A 17,008-nucleotide genomic window follows, 5' to 3' on the forward strand; every position below is an offset into this window, starting at 1 on the left:
CGAAGACTTAGTTGAACAACTTTTATGTGTTTCGACAGGCTCTCCGTAAGAGTCCTTTGGATAACATGACAAAATCTGAGGAGAAATTGTCTTTGTGATACAACCTCTTCTTTATTTCTCGGCTGGTTTAGAAAGAAAAACCTACCCCTACTGAGAAAACTTTATTTTTAAAGGTAATTTCGTCAGAGAGATCTGTATCTGCTATACTGCTTAGTCCCAATCCGTAGCCTGCATGAATATTAAAGCCATTGTTTAATTGGTAACCGGCTAAAAAGTTTAAACCAAAATCCGTCCGTTTAAATTCTGATTCTGCTTCACCAAATTTAATATCTTCTTTTATCGACCCATATTTACCATTTGCGCTTAATGTGTAAGCAAAGTACGGTCCGGCACCTAGAAATACTTTACCAGCGTTTCCTACTTTAAAATTCGCCAATAGGTTTACTGGTAACTCCAAATATTTAAAGTTTAATGTTGCATCTTCAGTAGTTGCAATGTCATTATCCTCAAAGTTAATGTCGCCGTTTGTCAGTTTTGTTCCTTTGTTTATAAAAGTTAAACCAGGTTGAATTGAAATTACATCAGACAGTACAAATTCGGCCGTACCGCCAACATAATAAGATGTTTTTGCATCAAAACTTACCGATGCATTTCCTGAGGAGATGGTCATGTTTGGAAAGGCCACCCCGGCTTTCACGCCAAAAATTACAGGTTTGTTTGATTGAGCTGAAGCTGCAAAGCCTAAACTTGCAACTGTTAATAAAGATAATACTAGTTTTTTCATCTGATTTTTTGAGAGTTGTTTTTGAAAATTATTTTTTAGTTTACGTGCCTTCGCCTATTTGGTAAAAACATACAATGATAAACAAACTAACTTGATAGTTAAAATTATTTTGTAACCGATGCAACTTTAAATAGGTGATAAACAACAAAGCCCCCAATTTCTTGGGGGCTTCTAAATAAATTATGGTTTAATACTATAAACCGAAAGCAAAGGCAGCGCGGATACCTACAAATGATAAGGTAGTGCTGTTTTTCGACCATCCTTCATAGCGTACTCCTAAGTCAATACTTGATTTATCAGATACTGAAAATGAAGCACCTAAAGTTGGAGCGTAAGAAAATGCGGTACCCCCATTATTTTCGGTAAAAATTGCAGCACCTAATTCGCCAGCTCCGTAAAAGTTACCACCAAAATAATATTTAGCACCTGCTTTCAAAGGAATAACTCCTGAATTAGTAGCACCAAGATCTTTCCAAGCCTTTTCTGGAGCTACTGAAATATAACCTGCTGATGCAGTTAAGTTCAATGATTTGGCAACGTTAAATTCACCCATTACTGAACCTCCATAGCCCAAGCTTAGTCCATTTGTATTATCACCAACAGGCAATAAGAAATCTGGTCCAACACTAATTTTGTTAACCGCTCCTTCTGTTTGAGCTGAAGCTGCAAAGCCTAGGCCTGCAACCATTAATAAAGAAAGTAATACTTTTTTCATGTGATTTTTATTTATTGTTCGTTAATTATTTTGCTTTTATAGACAAGCATGATGCCAAAAACGTTACAAACAAAATAAAAAAAGCAAAAATAAACATTTAAAATGCTGATAAACATATAGTTACACGTAACAAATTTTTATTCCAAAAAGTTGTAAACCTTAACTTGCGCTTATATATTGTAGCCTTTGATGAACAAATTGAAGAAAAGGAAAGAATAATCTTACAGTTATTGACTATAGTCCAAAAACATACGCAAATCTGATTCCAACAAAACCTTTGGTATTGGTCTTATTTAAATCAGACAATTCATTTTTACCTGTCCATGCTTCATATCTGATCCCTAAATCGAGTTTATTTTCACCAGATAGCTTAAATTGATTTCCTATACCAGGCGACCAAACAAATACCGTTTTTTGTCCATTATTTAATGGCAATGCTGCCCCTAACTGCCCTTCGGCGTAAAAACTTTCTCCCAGCTGATATTTCAGGCCAGCTTTAACAGGGATATAAGTCAAATCCTGAACCTTAAAAAGCTGGTTTCGCTTACCAAAAAAATTCATAAAACCTCCGTTTAAGGATATGGCAAAATCAGCAGCTATTGGGAAATCGGCTTTTATTGATGCGCCTAAACCTATTCCGGATAAATTAACGAAGTTACCCGATGGCAAACCTATTTCGGCACCCATACCTATATTAGCGCTATTTTGGGCTTTCAACATAACAGGTGTTAAAAATAGAAGGACTATTAAGGCGTTTTTTATTTTTTGGTAAAGCATGAATTAAGCAGTAAGTTTTCTGAAAATAGCTTCTAATGATTGTTGTTTATGTATTTTTTTTAGGCCTTCGAGCGAATCTTTCGCTACGATTTTACCTTTGCTAATGATGATGATGTCATCGCATATGGCTTCAACCTCTTGCATAATGTGGGTGGAAATGACAACCGTTTTAGCTGCACCTAATGTTTTGATCAGCTGCCTGATATCAACCAATTGGTTTGGGTCTAAACCGGAAGTGGGTTCATCTAAAATTAAAACCGCTGGATTATGGATTATCGCCTGGGCCAAACCTACCCTTTGACGATACCCTTTGGATAACGCACCAATTTTTTTATGCTGCTCTGGTGTTAAGCCTACGATTTTGATGACTTCATCTATCCGCGCAGGTAAATTGGTAAGTTTATACGTTTGACCAACAAAATTTAAAAATTCCTTTACGTACATATCAGTATAAAGCGGTGTATTTTCAGGCAGGTAGCCAATATGTTTTTTAGCTTCAAGGGCATCAGAAAGAATGCTTTTACCAAAAATTTCAGCCTCACCAAATGTAGGTTCTAAATAACCGGTAAGCATACGCATGGTTGTAGATTTACCAGCTCCATTAGGCCCAAGAAAACCCAAAATACGACCTGGCCTGGCTTCAAAGCTAATCGAATCAACCGCCCTTTGCTTATCGTAATGTTTAGAAAGATTTTTAACTGAAATACTCATATTATGTTTTTTACCACAGATTTGCACAAATAAACACAGATTTCATAATTGTTAAACCGATCTGTGTTCATCCTTTCCATCTGTGGTTAATTTATATGCACTGAACTTATTTTTTTATTATACCTAAACTTATCCAGTTCTTCTGATGCCTGTGGTAAATTGTCGCTAGATAAAATATCTGCACCATTATTAACCAAATGATAATAAACATTTTTTACCGGACTGGCAATGGCGCTTTTATCAATATTCCCCATGGTGCCTAAAATAGTGGTAATGCCTTTGTTGTGCAGGTATTGGTACAATTCTTTATCCGGGGCAGAAACACCAACAAAAGCTACAATACGGTTATTAGGTATACCCAAGCTATTTAAACGTTTCAATTCTGCTTTCTTTTGAATGGAAGCTGAAATCATGAGTTCGGGTGCCAATTGATGTACCTCCTTAGCCTGGTTGGCCGTATAGGTAATGATTATTGAATTACTTTCTACTTTATACTGTCTTACCTTTTCGATCACTTTGGCATAAGAAACACCCTTTTTCAAATCGATGGTTAATAGAACTTTTCCTTTGCTCCAGCTCAATACACTATCTAAAGTCGGGATTTTAAATTTTGTTTCTTTTCCCTCATCGTCTTTAAGATTAAAAGCCTTCAGTTCTTGATAAGTATAATTGCCAATCGGTCCTTTTCCTGTCGAAGTGCGATCGAGCCGATCATCGTGCATAATCACCATAACCGAATCTTTACTGTAAGCAATGTCGAATTCGATTATTACTGGATTATAGGTGGTAGCATTATCGAAAGTTTCGATACAGTTTTCAGGAAAACCAGGCATTGGGCCACCACGATGAGCACTGATTAATGGAAAACGGTTTTCGGGCGACCATTTTAAGAATTGATATAACTCCGTGGGTGTATTAAACTTAATATATTGATGGCTTTTTTCTTCTGGTTTGCATGAGGTAAAAACTGCAACCACAACCAAAAATAGCAAATGATGGAATTTCATGCTTCAAAAGTAAGGTTAATTGGTTAATTGTTGAAATCTGATAATCGCGCTATCATATCAGTTTACCATTCATACTTTTAAATAATTAACCTTTACGCAAAGCCATTTTTGATGGCAAAAACAGCCAATCCTACCCTGGTTTTAAGTTCGAGTTTTTCGCATAACTGATCGCGATAGCTTTCAACAGTACGTGGACTACAGAACATTTTATCAGCTATTTCCTTATAATTAAGTTCGGTAACAGTGTATTTTAAAAACTCTTTCTCCCGATCTGAAATTTTGATCTCAACATCTTTGGTTTTATTGAGGCTGGAGAAAATGATTTTTGATGCCCAGTCAGGGTAAAAAAATCCGTTGATATTCAATTTTGTGAGCGCGTTTTCGAGCTCTACCGGATGCGCATTTTTTAGCAGGTAGCCTTTAGCACCGTTGCTAACCATTTTAATCACACTTTTCTCTTCACCCTGCATACTCAGGGCCATTACTTTTACCTCTGGATGGTGCGCAGTTACCCAGGTTACGGTTTCAAAACCATCCATAATGGGCATACTAATATCCAAAAGCAAAATATCGGGAATTTTACTGCTGTTTTCGAAGTTTTTAATCAGCTCTTTTCCGTTCTCACAAACATACATCACTTCAAAGGCTGCAAAATTATCTATAATGCCCTGAAGTGCCTTTGCTATCAGGATATGATCATCAACAATAACTATAGTTTTTTTCATGCCGGGCCATTTAAAATAATAGTAAGTGTAGTGCCTAAACCGGGTTTGCTTTCTAAATTAAATTGTCCACCGATAATTTCGGCTCTTTTTTTCATGTTTTTTAATCCTATACCATCAGAAGTGATTTTAGTATAATCAAATCCTACTCCATCATCCTGTATTTTTAATGTTAAAAAAACTTCAGGAGAAGAATTTAACTGAATTTTGATATTGCTGCAATGTGCATGCTTTAAGCTATTTTGAAGAAATTCTTGTGTTATCCTTAATAATACATTCTTTTTTACAAACTCCAGATCTATACTTTCGCAATTGTATTGAAAGATTACCTTACATTTTTTCAAAGCATTGAGGTTGTTCACTTCTTCCTGTATTAAAGTTACAATTTCATTTTCACTTATATTATCGTTCGTTAAGTTTTTCGACAAACTCCTCAAGTCTTGCAACGATGAATTAATGATCTGATAAATCTGCTCAATTCTTTTACTTGCCTGAGGCACTTTGTTTTCGTGCACCAGCTGTTGGGTATAAAGGCTCACCAATGTTAACTTCTGCCCGATATTATCGTGTAGTTCACGGCCAATCTGCTGCATGGTGGCCTGTTGTATTTCTAACTGGGTAGTTAAAAGTTCCTTCTGATGTATTTCGTTGGTAATTTTGATTTCATTCAGATATTCCCTTTTCCGTTCTTTATATTTTTTAATATAGACCACAATGGCGACTACAAAGAGCACGAAAAACAGGTTAAAAAGGATGATGGTAATTAAGAGCTCTGTTTTCCCCATATAAATGAAATTGAGAATAATACATACATTACAATCCCTGATACCAGAAAATAATCGAAATAAATATTCCAAATCTGGATATAAGCCCGCAATAAGGAATAAAACGTAAGAAAAGGTAATGTACCGATATAGAATAAGGTTACGCCTAAATTAATATAAAACATTCTATTTTCATGAAAGTTGAGAATGTTGATTGAGTTTACCTGATTATAATATTCTTTGATAACCAAAAACATTAAGAGTAAACATCCAAAAGTATAGCTAAAGGAAAAATATACTTTACTTTCCTTAAAGAATAATCTGCTGAGTATAAATGAAATTATGTACAACAAAGAGAGTATCACAAATAGTCTTTTATCCTTAAATGATTTTACTGCATAAAGCCAGTAAAAAAAGATAAACTGGAAAGGGATAACGATATAGTTATAATATTTAGTTTTTGAAAAGCTGATATATTCTCCCCCCCATTTCCCAATTACTTCACAGATAAAAATAATGATCAGATAATAGATAAAATACCTCCAATGTTGCCCCTTTAACCGTTTAAAGTAGCAAAACGCAATCAATGCAGCCACTCCTTCAATCCAGAGAAAAATGTCGCTCAGAAATTTCTGGAAGTCGTTCATTTCATTAAGATATTAATAAGTTTCTATTGCTGAATCGGCTGGTGGAATGGTTTGTCCATGGTTTTGAGCCATTACCTCACGCGATTGACTGTCACTACTATCCGAACTCATGGCCATTAAGGTAATGGGTTGCTCTTTTTCTCTTTCTTTTAGCGGAAAAGTAGTACGGTCTAAAGGGTTAAAGTCGTAATCCTGGTAGCTTCCATCGCTGCTCTTCTTCTTTAAAGTAGGGATCATCACAAGTGTATGTTTTTGGGCATAATTTTTCCCTATCGATTTCTCATCCTCAAAACCATTCCATTCGTTGTCTTTTGGATAGGCAGCATAGTAGAAACGGATACCCAATGCACCATCAGCAATGCGCGGATCTACTTTTTTACTAAAAAATTCGATATCAGCGATGAATTTTTTTAGGGTTTTTAAACCGAAAGAAACAGAATGGGCATCGTTTATTCCCAATACTTTATTAATTGCTGCTAAATGGTTGTTGCGGTAATTATCTACCATTTGTTGGATTATTGCCGGATCCATCGTATTTGGACGTCCCCGCCTTTCATTTGTTTTCATAAGATCGATTAGTTTTAGTAACAGATAACATACTAGTACCCCACATAAAAATACGATAGCATAGCTAGGTAGATGTTGCATTTCCATAATTTTTTAGTTTTAATTAAAGTTAACTTTTATTCCCAAATGTGATAAAACTTTTATAGATAACAGATGGGGTTTTCCCCATATTTTATTGTTGTTTTTACCACTTTTTATTTTGTTGCTTTCACCATTGATTTCTAGTGTTTTACCTAAGGTTTTTCTGCGCCAACTGTTTCAACTTTGGATTAGTGTTTAACAACAAAAAACACCAATGGGAATAAGCCGAAAATCCTAAACAGAGTAGGCAAAACTTAAAAAACTTAAACCATGTCAAAAACCTTGAAAAAAGAAGAAAAAGTAGAGTACACAGGAAGATACCTTGTATTACTACCAGAAGGATCCAACACCTCCGATTCTATTAACCAGATCAATTCTATTAGCGGGCTGAACCTAAAAAGCTCTTTAGAATTTGAAAACGAGTTTTTCACAGATAAAGACCTCGCTAAAACTGATGGTATTATACTAGATAAGCTGGGAATCGCTATCGTAAACGAAAAACCAAAAATTGAAAATTCAATCAGCAGTTTAGGCGAAAGTGAAATGATTGTAGAAAAGGAAAGAGTAGTTTATGCTATTGGAATGCTGGATGAAAGTACCCAAAACTATGTTGAGGGCTACAGAGATGCGGTAAACCAAATGACCAATGTATTGGTTGGAAGCGAAACAGAAGATTACAATTATGAAGAGCAAGAATCGGAAGTAGAATCTGTTGGTGCTACCTGGGGATTAAAAGCAACCAATGTTGTGCCAACTAGCTTTTTAAGGTACAACCCTTACAACGGTGCAGGCATTAAAGTAGCCATATTGGATACTGGTTTCGACTTTAACCACCCTGATTTTGCTGGCCGTCCTGTTGTTCATCAAAGTTTTATTAGCGGAGAAAGTACACAGGATGGACATGGCCACGGCACACACTGTACGGGTACTGCCTGTGGTCCTTCTAGTTCGCCATCGGCAACAGAAAGATACGGTATTGCTTATGCAGCCAGTATTTATATCGGAAAAGTTTTAAGCAATGGTGGTTCTGGTGGAGATGGGGGCATTCTTGCCGGCATTAACTGGGCAATTGCCAACCGTTGTGATGTGGTAAGCATGTCGTTAAGAGGCTTTGTAACCGGAGCAGGCTATTCTGCTGTTTTTGAAACCGCTGCTGCCCGTGCTTTAGCACAAGGTACGCTAATTATTGCTGCTGCAGGAAACGATTCGGCAAGACCAGGCACTGTTAGACAGGTAATGCACCCTGCAAATTGCCCATCAATAATGGCTGTGGGTGCTGTAGATGTAAATATGAACGTAGCTGCTTTTTCTAACGGAGGCCTTTACCCAACTTATGGCGCTGTAGACATTGCTGCTCCAGGCGTTAACGTGTATTCTTCTACAAAACTGCCTACCAAGTATGCAAGCTGGAACGGAACCAGTATGGCTACCCCACATGTTGCAGGTATTGCCGCACTATGGGCACAGGCATCGGGCCTGAGGGGAATTAATTTGTGGAGAAAATTAACCTCAACTGCGAAAACGTTACCTTTACCTGGCAGAGATGTAGGTGCAGGATTGGTACAGGCGCCTACAAAAACAAGATTTATAAAATACCCAATTGATAGATTCCCGATTGATAAATTCCCAATTTTAGTTAATCCGAAATTCCCTATCGATCCAATTGGCCCAATTGAAAAAATTATAAGATGAAAACAAAATGGTTAATATCTGTAAAGGATAACACAATGGATTTAGTAGTTAAAGAACTCAAGAAGATCGGTGTTAACGATATCGAGGCTTTAGATTCAATTGGCGTAATCGTAATTGTTCCGGGCAATCATAAAATTGCAGATATCAAAAAAATTGATGGCGTATTAAGTGTTGAAGAGGAAAGGGATATCAGCATTTAAGCCAACAAAAACCTAATCACTCTCTTAATTTTAAAAATCGGTGTGACATTTAGTTGCACCGATTTTTTTTTGCATCCTATATCTAAACATTAATAGTTTCACATTTCCAGCCACCTAAACCTGATCTGATAGCTATCGGATGAAGCGAGCACGAGTGTAACGATTAAAGCGGAAAGCAGGAGCTCCGAAACCAACCAGCAGAACTATTGCTTTCCAAATTATTTTGAACCATATAAGAATTTAAGGACGGATAAGCTGACAGGTAAGACACCTTTCGTCTGTTTCCGACCAGCTAAGACACCTTATAACACCTAAGTTATGTGCAGAAATTCTAAAATCTGCAGTTCCTTTGCCATTGATCAAAAACCTTCAGCCTTATACCTTTAAACCCTCCGCCTTTTTATTATCTTTGCTGCATTATGGCTCAAAAGAATAACGACGAACGATTTAAAAATGTAATATCACACGCTAAAGAATACGGTTTTGTATTCCAGAGCAGCGAAATATATGATGGCTTAAGTGCCGTTTACGATTATGGCCAATTGGGTGCCGAGTTAAAAAACAACATTAAAACCTACTGGTGGAAAGCCATGGTACAAATGCATGAAAACATTGTAGGGATTGATTCTGCAATTTTTATGCATCCTAAGGTTTGGAAAGCCAGCGGACACGTTGATGGTTTTAACGACCCCATGATCGACAACAAGGATTCAAAAAAACGTTACCGTGCCGATCAGTTATTAGAGAATAAAATTGATGAGCTATATTCGGAACTGGCCAATTTCAGTGCAGAAAACAAAGCAAAATTTGAGGCATTTCAACAAGAAATATTGGGTTTAAGTGATGAAGGTCAGGCGAGCTGGGTACCAACGTTTAAAGATGAGGAAACGATTTTAGATCACAGTAAATATCCTTTTGTTGAGGAAGCAAGCTGGAGATTTGTTAAAAAGGGTTTAACGCTTGAAGTAGAAATGAACCTTGCGCTTAAATCTGAAAATTTAGCACAGCTAAAAGACTTAATTGTTGATTACAAAGTAATCTGCCCGATTTCTAAAACTTCTAACTGGACTGATGTGCGCCAGTTTAACCTGATGTTTAGCACACAATTTGGTGCAATGGCTGAAGGAAGCGATGAGGTTTATCTTCGTCCGGAAACAGCACAGGGCATTTTCGTAAACTTTTTAAATGTTCAAAAATCCGGAAGGATGAAAATTCCTTTCGGTATTGCGCAGATTGGTAAGGCTTTCAGAAATGAAGTAATTGCCCGCCAGTTTATTATGCGTATGCGCGAATTTGAGCAAATGGAAATGCAATTTTTTGTTCGCCCGGGTGAAGACAAAAAATGGTTCGAATACTGGAAAGAAGCACGTTTAAAATGGCACAAAGCTTTAGGTACTTCGCCTGAAAAATACCGTTATCATGACCACGTAAAATTAGCACACTATGCCAATGCGGCTACTGATATTGAATTCGAATTTCCATTCGGATTTAAAGAAGTTGAGGGGATCCATAGCCGTACCGATTTCGATTTAACGCAGCACCAGGAGTTTTCTGGCAAGAAAATGCAATATTTCGATAACGATTTAAATGAAGAAGGTAAGCCTTATGGCAACTACGTTCCGTACGTAATCGAAACTTCCATCGGTTTAGACCGTATGTTCTTGTTAACCATGATTAATGCTTTTGAAGAGCAGGATTTAAGCACCGATGATAAGCAGGATAGCCGTACGTTATTGCGTTTACATCCAGCTTTAGCGCCATACAAAGTGGCTGTTTTCCCATTAACCAAAAAAGATGGTTTACCTGAAAAGGCCCGTGAGATTATGGATACCTTGAAATTTGATTTTAACTGTATTTATGAAGAGAAAGATGCTATCGGTAAACGTTATCGCCGCCAGGATGCTGTTGGTACACCTTTCTGTATCACTGTCGATCACCAGAGTTTAGAAGACAACACGGTTACCATCCGCCATCGCGATAGCATGGAGCAGGAACGTGTAGCCATAGCCGATTTAGGGAACATAATAGGATCAGCAGTGAGCTGGAAAACTTTGTTGGCATAATTTTAACCACCTTAGATGCCCTCAGGTGTCTAAGGTAGATTTATAATATTCAGTCGCAGGTTTTAACCCTGCGACTTTTTTGTGTACAAAAAATGAATTTAGCCGAGCATTACCATCAACTTTATACCGAATCAATCACAAAGATAGCTGCCGGAAATTATGAAACAGATCACTTAATCGATTCAGATAATGATCAGCGTTTTGGAATTACCTTGGTAATCAGACCAGACACTGAAACGAAAGGTAAAATACAGCAGTTTTTAACTGAAGCAAAAGCAATTGAACCTGATCAGTATTATTATCAGAATGCTGACATACACATTACCCTGATGTCTATCATTTCCTGTTATGAGGGCTTTGATTTAAAGGATATCAATATTCAGGATTACATTCAGCTCATCCAAGAGGTTTTAACCAGACATAAGCGTTTCAAGATTCAGTTTAAAGGACTTACGGCATCGCCATCCTGCATTTTAATTCAAGGCTTTTTAACCGATACCTTAAACGAAATCAGAGATGATTTGCGGGCTGGCTTTAAAAATTCAGATCTGCAACAGAGTATCGATAAACGTTATGCCATCCAAACCGCCCACGCCACCGTAATCCGTTTCAGATCGGGGTTAATCCATATAAATGCATTGCTTAGTCTTATCGAAAAGTATAGGGATTTTGATTTTGGCACTTTTGAGGTGAAGCAAGTAGAATTGGTTTATAACGATTGGTACCAGCGGGAAAGATTTGTAAAAAAATTGCATCAGTTTTCTTTATCTTAGCATATTAATTAACCCAAACAATTAACGCTCGTGAAAGTACCTTTCAAATTATCGCTATTGGCACTGGTATGCCTTTTAATTACGTCATCTTGTAAAAAAGAAATCGATTACCATCAGGAATGGGATTTATCTACCATGAGTGCTAAAGTTGATGGTGCTTTAGTGCAATGTACGTTAGCTACTGCCCAGGTTTATGATGTAGGTGGAGAAATAAGTGTCCAAATCTCAGGCAACAAAGGAATTAATACCGGCTTTAGTTTGCTGATCGGCGATTTTAAAGGTGTTGGCACCTATAATTTATCGGATAACAATATGGCGATTTACCTTTTGAGTACAGCCGGATTACAAGATGCTTACATAGGCAATACATCAGGAACAATAAAGATAACCAGTTATTTAGCAGACAAATACATTAAGGGTACTTTTGCCTTTAAAGGAGAAAATCAATCTACTTCAACAAGTAAAACCATCAGCGAGGGACAATTTATGATCAGTCTGGTTCCGGTTAAACTGCCCGAAACCAATAACAGCACTAATAATTTAAGTGCAAAAGTAGATGGCACAACAATTGGTTTTACCGGTGAAGCGATATCAATCAACACTCCAATTATTGGGAATTTACTTACCATTGTAACTATAAATGGAGATAAACGAATTATTCTTTCTGTAATAGATTATAAAGGCGCAGGCACATACGATCTGGTAACCGATGGAATTGGATCTTACATGAAAGACCAAACACCTACAGGCTCATTTACGGCTACAAGTGGCACTTTGGTGATTACAAGTGAAGCTGGTGGTAAATTAAAAGGAACATTTTCATTTAAAGCACCCAATGAAAATACGACGATTAATACATCAGTAACGGTAACAGATGGTGTTTTTGACCTACCCTTTAGCAAAAAATAAGAATTAACTTTTTAAAATACAAGCCGTTGGTTTAAAAATCAGCGGCTTTTGCATTTAATAATCCTTTGGTCACAAATAACTTTCAGATTTCATATTCATTTTTCCGGATATTATATTTGTTTAAACAGCAATCGCTTTGATATGAAAATCCCACAGAAGTTTTTTGCCCGTCAACATGAAATCGCGGCCGATTTTTTGAAAGAGCTGGATAAACATTTAGATGATGTGGTATCAGGCAGGGTAACTGAGATGTTTGAAGTAAGGGATTTTGCCGAGCTTATTCATGTTCACCCTACACACTTAAGCAACACCATTAAATCGGCTACAGGCCACTCCCCCTGTTATTTCTTTGAAGAGCGTTTAATGGAAATTTCAAAATCAATGTTACAGAATATAAGTATGCCTATTGCCGAAATTGCAAGAACACTAACTTACGATCCATCTAACTTTACCAAGTTTTTTAAACACTTCTCTGGCCAAACACCCAAACAGTACAGAGAAGCTTATTTCCAGTCTTTGGCCACAAATAAGGAAATTGTCACCATATAAAACTTAAACAGTCACCATTTTTACTTAAGCTGTCACCATTTTTACAGCGGGTTTCCATCTAACTTTGTTTAATAAATTAAAAGAAAATGGAAACACAAAATAAAATCGCCCTGATAACCGGTGGTAGCCGCGGATTAGGAAAAAATGCTGCTTTAAAAATTGCGGCAAAAGGACTTGGTGTAATTGTTACCTATCAATCTAAAAAAGAAGAAGCAGAAGCTACTGTTAATGAAATAAAACAGCTAGGGGTACAAGCTGCCGCAATACAGTTAAATGTAGCCGACACCAAAACTTTCGATGCTTTTTTCGTATCAGTTAAAGCTGTACTGAAATCTGTTTTTAATGCTGAAAAATTCGATTTTCTAATCAATAATGCAGGAATCGGCATTCATTCATCTTTTGCCGAAACTACCGAAGAACAATTTGATACTTTGGTAAACATCCATTTTAAAGGGACTTTCTTTTTAACCCAAAAGGCTTTAACGTTATTAAATGATGGCAGTGGGATTATTAATCTTTCTACTGGTTTGGCACGTTTTGCTACCCCTGGCTACGCAGCTTATGCATCGATGAAAGGTGCTGTGGAAACCCTAACAAGGTATGAGGCCAAAGAACTAGGTGTAAGAGGAATCAGAGTTAACGTTGTTGCTCCAGGCGCCATTGAAACTGATTTTGGAGGTGGTGTAGTGCGCGATAACGAGCAGATAAATGCAGGAATTGCCTCGAATACTGCCTTAGGCCGTGTAGGCTTGCCAGATGATATTGGTGGCGTGGTGGCCTTTTTATGTACGGAAGATGCGAGATGGATTAATGCGCAGCGCATTGAAGCGTCAGGTGGTATGTTTTTGTAAGGCTCAAATTAGTTAACCACCAAGGCACAAAGAACACTAAGGAAAATTAAAAACTTAGGAAGCTTCGTGCCTTTGATAGATTCCTATAGAAAGGTCGTCATCTCGACTGGAGTGCAACGGAATGGAGAGATCTTTGAACCAAATTATTGAAATAAAATTTAAAAATTTTGCTTCGCAGAGCCTTCGGGTTCTCCACTACGGTCGAAATGACGAGCCTTCAAGACCTATCATTTCCTTAAAATCCCGTATCATTGATATTTAAAAATAGATTAACCCTCAACATAACATTAAAAAGCTCCATACCAGTCATGCCGATCAACTCTCGTAATTTCGGCGGTGCCGATCTGGTTTAGAAAACGTTTAGCACTAACCAGGGTTTTACTTTCACGCTCATCAAAGTTAACTGCATCAGGTTTTAAACTATTAATCCTAACCATCCCAGCCGATTGAATAAACTCTCCATCGCCAATATAAATAGCAGTATGTGTTATTCTTCCTCCAGATGTCCCTTTCAATTTTGCCGCGGCAAAAAACAATAAATCGCCAGCTTTTAAATTTTTAAGACACTTAGTGAGGCTAATCGAATCTCCTTCCAAAACAGGTATATCTTCTCCAACCAAAGCTTGTTGCGAGGCATCTCTCGGAATAATGATTCCATTCAGGAAATAGCTTGTTTTCGTAAAACCACTACAATCTACCCCTTTGATAGAGGTGCCACCCCAAAGATAGGGCACGCCAATTAATGTTTTTGCAGTTGTCAAAATAGCTTCCGCATTTGGATTGGTTTTTTTCAGCCAATCCGAAAACAATTTGGCATCAGCTTTTTTAATGTAGCCCGTCCGTTTATCGGGAAAAACAACTTGATAATAAGCTTTTTCTTCGCCAGTTAATACTAAAATATTGCCATTTACTAAATCGGAAACACGTGAGGAGTTCATATCTGCTTTGCTAAAAGCATGACCAAAGTCGGAAGTAAAAATAATCCGTTTTGATTTTTTCCATTCCTCAAAAGCCCTCTTATCCATTAGACTTACAGCGGTAGCATCAGTCCATGACAGGTAACCATCAGGTGTGCGTACCAAATAATAACCGCCTTGTTTCTTTAATACTTGTACAGGTGTGCCCAAAATCATCTGCGTCATCATTTCTGCTGCATTTTGAGGGGCTGCTCTATTGTTACAGACTGAAAGATTGGCTAATCCGTATTCCATCCCAGCTAAATTGTTTGAAGGAAGGAGTGTATTTATTTGAACGAAACCCTTAAAATCTTTACTTTGGTTATTTAGTGCCTCGAGCACTTGCGCCGAGGTACTTTCTGCAAAAACAGTATCTCCTTTAAACTGAATATTAAAATAAACAGACCGTTTATCTGGGGCAAATTCTTGCTTTATCTGATTCGAAACTGTTCTAAATGCTGTCGTATCAACCTGCGCCTTTAAGGAAACCGCAAAATTCAATAAACAGCCTAATATTAATATTCCTTTCATCATCGTTTTCTAAAACTAAAAATACGCATATTCACATTGCCTTGTCAGGTAAAGGCTGTAACTAATTGCTTACGCGATATTATTTTAAAAAACGAGAAATAAAAAAAATTAAAAGACGTTATCCATGAAAATCATCCTATGTTTAAAATACTTCTACCTGCTCTTTTGCTCTTATTTTTTTCCAGCCAGGTTAATGCTCAAAAATGGACTGATGCCGAATTCCGCAAAGCCAATACCGCAGCAAATGCTTCTTATTTAACTAACGAAGAAAAAAATATTGTGATGTATATGAACCTGATCCGCCTAGATGGCGAAAAGTTTTATTATACATTTTTAGAAGACTACATCAATAATTACAATGCTAAAGTGCGGAAGTACAGAAATTACAATGAACTCAGGATTACCAGAAATAATTCTTACTACACTTCTTTGCTTAAACATTTGCGCGGTGTAAAAAACCTGCAGCTATTTTACCCTGATGATAAATTAACGTCATTAAGCAGGAGCCACGCGCAGGATTTAAACAGGAATAATCTAGATACACATGAAAGCAGTAACGGAGATAAATTTTCTAAACGATTATCCCGATACTTCCCCAACAAGGCCATGAGCGAAAATATCGATTTTGGCTACTCTAACAGTTTAGATATTGTTTGCCACTTGTTGTTAGATTGCGGTGTACCTTCCCTCGGCCATCGTTTTAATTTACTCGATCAAAAATACAGGCTCAATACCGTTGGCGTAAGCATACAGCCCCATCCCTCTTATACCTGGTGTGCAGTTATTGATTTTGTTGCACAACCTGCTTATGCTAATAATGAGTAAAATGTATGATTTCTCCACAGCAATTAATTCTCCATATTTTTTGTTTCTGCAAAATTCTATATAAAAAATTACCTTTGCGCCTTAAACTTATATGAGAAAAACCGATTGTTAATATTTCGGCCTAGAAACTTTTAATATTTTATCGTCAATGCGTACAGCAATTTTAGCCGTAATAGATTTTTTTCACCCTCCTTTTAAAAAATTTATTTCCTTACACAATTTTAGGTATCTGGCCACTGGTGGCGGCACTTTGCTTTTAGGGATCTTAAGTTATTATTTTGCTTACTTTTTCATCTTCAAAACCGAAGAAGTAGATTTTGGGGTAATAGTACTTCAGAGAGAAACCGCATCGCTATTGGTCGATTATGCCGTTGCTATTCCAACCAGTTTTTTGCTTAATAAGTATGTAATATTTACGCATAGCGAATTAAAGGGGAGGGTTCAGCTTTTTAGGTTTTTAAACCTTCAATTCATTAACATACTGGCCAATTATGTTTTATTGAAGTTTTTGTTGGAACTTTTAAGAGATTATCCAACTTTAGCGATGCTCTCGAGAATACTGGTATCGGTTTTAATGGCACTTTTCAGTTACCTCTATCAGCACTACTTTACGTTTAGCGTTAAAAAAATCGGGGGTAAAGGGAAGAAAAATCCTTAATTCAATTTAAGTGTTTTTGCCACGGAAACACGGAAGGCACAGAATTAATTATGGCAGATGACAAAAAAACTAAGTTCATCAGTACAGGCCTAAGTACCTAAACGGGATGGAAGCGGTATCCTTTTGCTGTCAGCCTGAGCGGAGTCGAATGGCAGCAAAAGATATAGCGCACAGCCCGACAGCACCTCACCGATGAAATGGTGACTTACCTTTCCTAATGATTAAT

General features: G+C 37.1%; 19 protein-coding genes. 9 read left to right on the top strand and 10 right to left on the bottom strand.

Features of this window, described 5'->3' with window-relative positions; translation table 11 throughout:
* Nucleotides 1–127: 127 nt before the first annotated feature.
* The 9 genes from LQ227_RS03035 to LQ227_RS03075 all read right to left on the bottom strand — a co-directional run bounded on the left by LQ227_RS03035 (nt 128) and on the right by LQ227_RS03075 (nt 6,694).
* On the bottom strand, nt 128–784 hold the full coding sequence (locus tag LQ227_RS03035; protein ID WP_230143592.1) for a porin family protein: 657 nt from the start codon (nt 782–784) through the stop codon (nt 128–130).
* Between the two features lie 193 nt (nt 785–977).
* Nucleotides 978–1,499, bottom strand: a complete 522-nt coding sequence (locus LQ227_RS03040) for a hypothetical protein (RefSeq protein ID WP_230143591.1) — start codon at nt 1,497–1,499, stop codon at nt 978–980.
* A gap of 234 nt (nt 1,500–1,733) precedes the next feature.
* On the bottom strand, nt 1,734–2,219 hold the full coding sequence (locus LQ227_RS03045; protein ID WP_230143590.1) for a hypothetical protein: 486 nt from the start codon (nt 2,217–2,219) through the stop codon (nt 1,734–1,736).
* Between the two features lie 60 nt (nt 2,220–2,279).
* The gene (locus LQ227_RS03050; RefSeq protein WP_230148195.1) at nt 2,280–2,987 is read right to left on the bottom strand and encodes an ATP-binding cassette domain-containing protein; all 708 of its coding nucleotides are present in this window, start codon (nt 2,985–2,987) and stop codon (nt 2,280–2,282) included.
* A gap of 86 nt (nt 2,988–3,073) precedes the next feature.
* Nucleotides 3,074–3,994 carry a glycerophosphodiester phosphodiesterase family protein gene (locus LQ227_RS03055; RefSeq protein WP_230143587.1) on the bottom strand — a complete coding sequence of 307 codons (921 nt, stop codon included), beginning with the start codon at nt 3,992–3,994 and terminating at the stop codon, nt 3,074–3,076.
* A 92-nt stretch (nt 3,995–4,086) separates the two neighbouring features.
* Entirely contained in the window at nt 4,087–4,719 is a 633-nt protein-coding gene (locus tag LQ227_RS03060) for a response regulator transcription factor (protein WP_230143585.1), read from the bottom strand.
* Nucleotides 4,716–5,501 carry a sensor histidine kinase gene (locus LQ227_RS03065; protein WP_230148196.1) on the bottom strand — a complete coding sequence of 262 codons (786 nt, stop codon included), beginning with the start codon at nt 5,499–5,501 and terminating at the stop codon, nt 4,716–4,718. Before LQ227_RS03065 ends, LQ227_RS03060 begins: the two co-directional genes overlap by 4 nt.
* Entirely contained in the window at nt 5,480–6,127 is a 648-nt protein-coding gene (locus LQ227_RS03070; RefSeq protein ID WP_230148197.1) for a hypothetical protein, read from the bottom strand. The genes LQ227_RS03065 and LQ227_RS03070 overlap by 22 nt, the downstream gene beginning before the upstream one ends.
* A gap of 12 nt (nt 6,128–6,139) precedes the next feature.
* Complete coding sequence (locus tag LQ227_RS03075) at nt 6,140–6,694, bottom strand: hypothetical protein (RefSeq protein ID WP_230143579.1); 555 nt, start codon at nt 6,692–6,694, stop codon at nt 6,140–6,142.
* Nucleotides 6,695–7,045: 351 nt separating this feature from the next.
* Here LQ227_RS03075 and LQ227_RS03080 point away from each other — a divergent pair, with 351 nt between their 5' ends.
* From LQ227_RS03080 to LQ227_RS03110, 7 genes are all read left to right on the top strand, one after another.
* Entirely contained in the window at nt 7,046–8,467 is a 1,422-nt protein-coding gene (locus tag LQ227_RS03080) for a S8 family serine peptidase (RefSeq protein ID WP_230143578.1), read from the top strand.
* Nucleotides 8,464–8,667: a hypothetical protein gene (locus tag LQ227_RS03085; RefSeq protein WP_230146597.1), complete on the top strand. Its 204-nt coding sequence runs from the start codon at nt 8,464–8,466 to the stop codon at nt 8,665–8,667. The genes LQ227_RS03080 and LQ227_RS03085 overlap by 4 nt, the downstream gene beginning before the upstream one ends.
* 419 nt (nt 8,668–9,086) lie before the next feature.
* Entirely contained in the window at nt 9,087–10,730 is a 1,644-nt protein-coding gene (locus LQ227_RS03090) for a glycine--tRNA ligase (RefSeq protein WP_230148199.1), read from the top strand.
* A gap of 92 nt (nt 10,731–10,822) precedes the next feature.
* The gene (locus tag LQ227_RS03095) at nt 10,823–11,503 is read left to right on the top strand and encodes a 2'-5' RNA ligase family protein (RefSeq protein WP_230143572.1); all 681 of its coding nucleotides are present in this window, start codon (nt 10,823–10,825) and stop codon (nt 11,501–11,503) included.
* A gap of 30 nt (nt 11,504–11,533) precedes the next feature.
* A complete protein-coding gene (locus LQ227_RS03100; RefSeq protein WP_230148201.1) occupies nt 11,534–12,412 on the top strand; it encodes a DUF6252 family protein in 879 nt (292 codons plus the stop codon).
* Nucleotides 12,413–12,553: 141 nt separating this feature from the next.
* Entirely contained in the window at nt 12,554–12,961 is a 408-nt protein-coding gene (locus tag LQ227_RS03105) for an AraC family transcriptional regulator (RefSeq protein WP_230143568.1), read from the top strand.
* 86 nt (nt 12,962–13,047) lie between these two features.
* Entirely contained in the window at nt 13,048–13,812 is a 765-nt protein-coding gene (locus LQ227_RS03110; RefSeq protein ID WP_230148203.1) for an SDR family oxidoreductase, read from the top strand.
* A 287-nt stretch (nt 13,813–14,099) separates the two neighbouring features.
* On the opposite strand, the gene LQ227_RS03115 is transcribed toward LQ227_RS03110, so the two are convergent.
* Complete coding sequence (locus tag LQ227_RS03115; RefSeq protein ID WP_230148206.1) at nt 14,100–15,302, bottom strand: SH3 domain-containing C40 family peptidase; 1,203 nt, start codon at nt 15,300–15,302, stop codon at nt 14,100–14,102.
* Nucleotides 15,303–15,437: 135 nt separating this feature from the next.
* Between LQ227_RS03115 and LQ227_RS03120 the strand changes: the two genes are divergently transcribed.
* A complete protein-coding gene (locus LQ227_RS03120) occupies nt 15,438–16,124 on the top strand; it encodes a CAP domain-containing protein (protein WP_230143560.1) in 687 nt (228 codons plus the stop codon).
* Between the two features lie 148 nt (nt 16,125–16,272).
* Entirely contained in the window at nt 16,273–16,782 is a 510-nt protein-coding gene (locus LQ227_RS03125; RefSeq protein ID WP_230143558.1) for a GtrA family protein, read from the top strand.
* Nucleotides 16,783–17,008 lie beyond the last annotated feature (226 nt).

This window comes from Pedobacter sp. Bi27, assembly GCF_918698255.1.
Taxonomy (GTDB): Bacteria; Bacteroidota; Bacteroidia; order Sphingobacteriales; family Sphingobacteriaceae; genus Pedobacter.

What these genes read in the sequence shown, in the direction of transcription:
- LQ227_RS03110 (WP_230148203.1), top strand. Translation starts at nt 13,048, where the DNA reads ATGGAAACACAAAATAAAATCGCCCTGATAACCGGTGGTAGCCGCGGA.
- LQ227_RS03115 (WP_230148206.1), bottom strand. Translation starts at nt 15,302, where the DNA reads ATGATGAAAGGAATATTAATATTAGGCTGTTTATTGAATTTTGCGGTT.
- LQ227_RS03120 (WP_230143560.1), top strand. Translation starts at nt 15,438, where the DNA reads ATGTTTAAAATACTTCTACCTGCTCTTTTGCTCTTATTTTTTTCCAGC.
- LQ227_RS03075 (WP_230143579.1), bottom strand. Translation starts at nt 6,694, where the DNA reads ATGAAAACAAATGAAAGGCGGGGACGTCCAAATACGATGGATCCGGCA.
- LQ227_RS03080 (WP_230143578.1), top strand. Translation starts at nt 7,046, where the DNA reads ATGTCAAAAACCTTGAAAAAAGAAGAAAAAGTAGAGTACACAGGAAGA.
- LQ227_RS03070 (WP_230148197.1), bottom strand. Translation starts at nt 6,127, where the DNA reads ATGAACGACTTCCAGAAATTTCTGAGCGACATTTTTCTCTGGATTGAA.
- LQ227_RS03045 (WP_230143590.1), bottom strand. Translation starts at nt 2,219, where the DNA reads ATGTTGAAAGCCCAAAATAGCGCTAATATAGGTATGGGTGCCGAAATA.
- LQ227_RS03095 (WP_230143572.1), top strand. Translation starts at nt 10,823, where the DNA reads ATGAATTTAGCCGAGCATTACCATCAACTTTATACCGAATCAATCACA.
- LQ227_RS03090 (WP_230148199.1), top strand. Translation starts at nt 9,087, where the DNA reads ATGGCTCAAAAGAATAACGACGAACGATTTAAAAATGTAATATCACAC.
- LQ227_RS03085 (WP_230146597.1), top strand. Translation starts at nt 8,464, where the DNA reads ATGAAAACAAAATGGTTAATATCTGTAAAGGATAACACAATGGATTTA.
- LQ227_RS03060 (WP_230143585.1), bottom strand. Translation starts at nt 4,719, where the DNA reads ATGAAAAAAACTATAGTTATTGTTGATGATCATATCCTGATAGCAAAG.
- LQ227_RS03055 (WP_230143587.1), bottom strand. Translation starts at nt 3,994, where the DNA reads ATGAAATTCCATCATTTGCTATTTTTGGTTGTGGTTGCAGTTTTTACC.
- LQ227_RS03040 (WP_230143591.1), bottom strand. Translation starts at nt 1,499, where the DNA reads ATGAAAAAAGTATTACTTTCTTTATTAATGGTTGCAGGCCTAGGCTTT.
- LQ227_RS03105 (WP_230143568.1), top strand. Translation starts at nt 12,554, where the DNA reads ATGAAAATCCCACAGAAGTTTTTTGCCCGTCAACATGAAATCGCGGCC.
- LQ227_RS03035 (WP_230143592.1), bottom strand. Translation starts at nt 784, where the DNA reads ATGAAAAAACTAGTATTATCTTTATTAACAGTTGCAAGTTTAGGCTTT.
- LQ227_RS03065 (WP_230148196.1), bottom strand. Translation starts at nt 5,501, where the DNA reads ATGGGGAAAACAGAGCTCTTAATTACCATCATCCTTTTTAACCTGTTT.
- LQ227_RS03125 (WP_230143558.1), top strand. Translation starts at nt 16,273, where the DNA reads ATGCGTACAGCAATTTTAGCCGTAATAGATTTTTTTCACCCTCCTTTT.
- LQ227_RS03050 (WP_230148195.1), bottom strand. Translation starts at nt 2,987, where the DNA reads ATGAGTATTTCAGTTAAAAATCTTTCTAAACATTACGATAAGCAAAGG.